We start from the raw sequence: 3,095 nt of genomic DNA, 5'->3' as shown, positions 1-3,095 counted from the left end.
GGTACATATATATAATGTACATGGCGCGATGGTGAAAACGCTCTTCCTCTCCGCCGGCGACCACGTAGAGCCGCTGCCGTCGGGTGTATATCTGGTGCGTATCGGCGAGCGAGTAACAAAAATCCTGATAAAGTGAAAAGTGAAAAACGAAAAGTGAAAAGTAGTCAAAGGTAGTCAGCAAGTAGTTAATGTAGTCAAAGGTAGTCAATGTAGGGGCGAACCCGTGTGTTCGCCCTGACTATCGCCGACCGGATACCGCCGGCTATCCGAACGCAAAGGAAGTGAAAAACGAAAAGTGAAGAGTGAAAAGTGAAAAGTGACGCCCTTCGGGCGGAGAATATGTGAATGGTTATTTACCGCGTACATGATTCGGCGGGTACCCGGCATAACAATTGACAATTAACAATTAACAACTAATTTACGCTGACCGCTGAATAACTGAATAAATGAAAACCGATTAAAAACCGAATCGTATGAAAAAGATGATTTTTATGACTCTTGTGAGTTTCTTCTGCCTCTCGGTCGAAGCAGAGCAGAAAGAAAAAGTAATCCTCGACACGGATATGGTCGAGATGTTCGACGACGGCATCACGATGCTGATGCTGGCTCAGGCGCCTAATGTCGATTTGCTGGGCGTCACCGTGGTAGTGGGTAACACGTGGGTACCGGAGGGTACGGCCTATGCCATCCGTCAGCTCGAAGCCGTCGGGCGCACCGACATACCCGTCGTGCCCGGCATCCGTTTCCCGCTCAGTCCCAACCGGGCCGATAATATCAAGGCCGAGATCGCTCTTTACGGCATCGGCGACGGCTATCTCGGCTCGGCCGGGTATCCCGAGCCGGCATCGTGGCAGGCCGTCTATCGCGAGAAGTACGGGGCGGAACCGAACACGCAGCCGCTCGACATGAACGCGGTCAACTTTATCATCGACCGGGTCAAGAAACATCCGGGCGAGATCACGCTCATGGCCATCGGCACCTGCACCAACCTGGCCGCCGCCGTACGCATGGCGCCCGAAATCGTGCCGATGATCAAACGCGTCATCTACATGGGCGGGTCGTTCTTCAAAGCCGGCAACACCTCGCCCGCGGCCGAGTTCAACTGGTGGCTCGACCCGAACGCGGCGCGCATCGCCGTTCGAAGCCCTTTCAAAGAGCAGATCGTTATCGGGCTGGATGTTTGCGAGAAGATACCTTTTCGTAAAGAACGGTACGACCGCATCATCGCCGCCACGGCTCATCCGGAACTGAAAACGATGCTCGAACGTAACTATCTGATCGACCTGTATCGCAAAGACCGGAATTATACGCATTACGTCTGGGATGTGATTTGCGGAGCCATCCTCATCGACCCGTCGCTGATCACCGAAGAGATCACGCGTCATATCGATGTGAACGACCAGTTCGGACTCTCCTACGGAGCGTCGCTGGCTTTCGAAACCAGTCCGCCCTCCGGCACGCAACCGGCGCGCATCATCATGACGGTCGATGCCGACAAGCTGTGGAACATGATCGAAACGTATTGTAAAACCTTTCGCCCGAAGAAATAAGACGGCCGGAGGGGCATCCCTCCCCGCCGTCGTACCGTAGTGATAAACGTCTAAACGAAGAATGAAATTTATGAAACGAATACTTCTATGTACACTGGCCGTCGTGGCCACCCTCGCCCTCGACGCCCAACAACTCGTGCGCAAGCGCGTCTACACGCCGAAGCAGTTTGCCGACACCCGAATCGAACTGACCGGGCGGAACAAACCCAACGGCAGTTACTCACGCCTGCGAGAGCACGTGGCCGTGACCGATCTGCCCCGGCCCGAAGTCGATGAAGACCTGCAACTCTTCATTGCCGAACCTGCCCAAGGCGGTTATCTGGGATTGTGGAGAACACCCCTCGCAGCCAACCATTATTGCTTCATCGCTGCTTTGTACGACGAGGACAAGCAACTCAGGGACTATTTCAACCTTAGCCGAATGCTCGATGACTTTGACTGCGAACTGCAGGATATCCGGTCGGCTGCCGACGGACGGCTCTACTTCAACATGGCATGCCCCTCGTATTCGGAAAACCTCAAGGGAAAGTGCAGCCGGCTCTATTGCCTCGATCCCGAAATCGCCGGAATACGATGGCAGACCCCCTACCTGACGAGCAACAACATCTTTATCCTCCACGATCGATACATCATCTGCGGATATGGATTTACCGCCGAGAAAGACTGGCTCTGCCTCCTCGACCGCGAAACGGGGCGCGTACTCTCCAAAGTACCGCTGCCTACGGCGCACACCGATCTCGAAATCGTCGGCAATCGCCTCTACGTAACCGTCTACGACGATAACATTCACGAATATGAAATCAAATGAAAACAACGCTGCCCGTCATACCCCGATCGGCGTGACGGCAGAAATATAAACACATCAATCGTATGAAAAAGAACATTTCTTTCGCGGCCGACGGGCTCCGGCCGCACGCTTGTAAGCGAGCCCGCAGAGTAAAACAAGGCACACCATCAAAGCGTATCTCTACGACAACCTGCTGACGCCCGACCCGAACGATTTCACGGCACGCGTCAGCTCCGAACGCAGTCTTTCCGTGGCCGACATCTGTCACTCGGCCGCCACGCGCGGCGGCGCAGACATCTCCGAGGCAGCCATGAGCCACGCCGTAGAACTCTTCCTCAAGGAGATGGCCTACCGCCTGTGCGACGGCTTCGCCGTCAACACCGGCTACCACGGCCATGCCCATGATCCGGGGCGTATTCCTCAATCCGAACGAAACGTTCGATCCGCAGCGTCACACACTCCAATTCCAGTTCACGCAGGGCGAGCGCATGCGTCGCGAGATCGAGAGCGTCGAAGTGCAGATTATGGGCGTCGCCGAGACCGGATTGTATATCGGGCAGGTGGAAGACATGAAGAGCCGCACCGTGAACGACCGGCTGACGCCCGGGTTCAACCTGCGCGTGACGGGGACGAAGCTCCGCGTCGTAGGCGACAAGCCCGGCGTCGGCATCTTCTTCCGCGAGACGGCGACGAACACCGCCACGAAGGTGGACGAAGGCGACATCGTGATCAACAACCCCTCGGAGCTGATGATCATC

General features: G+C 55.7%; 4 protein-coding genes and 1 pseudogene. All 5 read left to right on the top strand.

The window, feature by feature from the left end; genetic code table 11:
- Nucleotides 1-7: 7 nt before the first annotated feature.
- Nucleotides 8-136 (top strand): T9SS type A sorting domain-containing protein, encoded by a 129-nt coding sequence (locus EII41_RS14835; protein WP_411292611.1) that lies wholly within the window; start codon nt 8-10, stop codon nt 134-136.
- A gap of 337 nt (nt 137-473) precedes the next feature.
- The gene (locus EII41_RS13350) at nt 474-1,550 is read left to right on the top strand and encodes a nucleoside hydrolase (RefSeq protein ID WP_124752826.1); all 1,077 of its coding nucleotides are present in this window, start codon (nt 474-476) and stop codon (nt 1,548-1,550) included.
- Nucleotides 1,551-1,620: 70 nt separating this feature from the next.
- Nucleotides 1,621-2,358 (top strand): hypothetical protein, encoded by a 738-nt coding sequence (locus EII41_RS13345; RefSeq protein ID WP_124790977.1) that lies wholly within the window; start codon nt 1,621-1,623, stop codon nt 2,356-2,358.
- 145 nt (nt 2,359-2,503) lie between these two features.
- Nucleotides 2,504-2,807 (top strand): annotated as a pseudogene (locus EII41_RS14830) (DNA-binding domain-containing protein); the annotation flags it as partial.
- Nucleotides 2,808-2,825: 18 nt separating this feature from the next.
- The coding region (locus EII41_RS14345) for a DUF4469 domain-containing protein (RefSeq protein WP_411292610.1) at nt 2,826-3,095 on the top strand (270 nt) is incomplete at its 3' end.

The sequence above is a fragment of the Tannerella forsythia genome (assembly GCF_003860135.1).
Lineage (GTDB): Bacteria > Bacteroidota > Bacteroidia > Bacteroidales > Tannerellaceae > Tannerella > Tannerella forsythia_A.
This window is presented reverse-complemented; position numbering and strand designations above follow the sequence as displayed.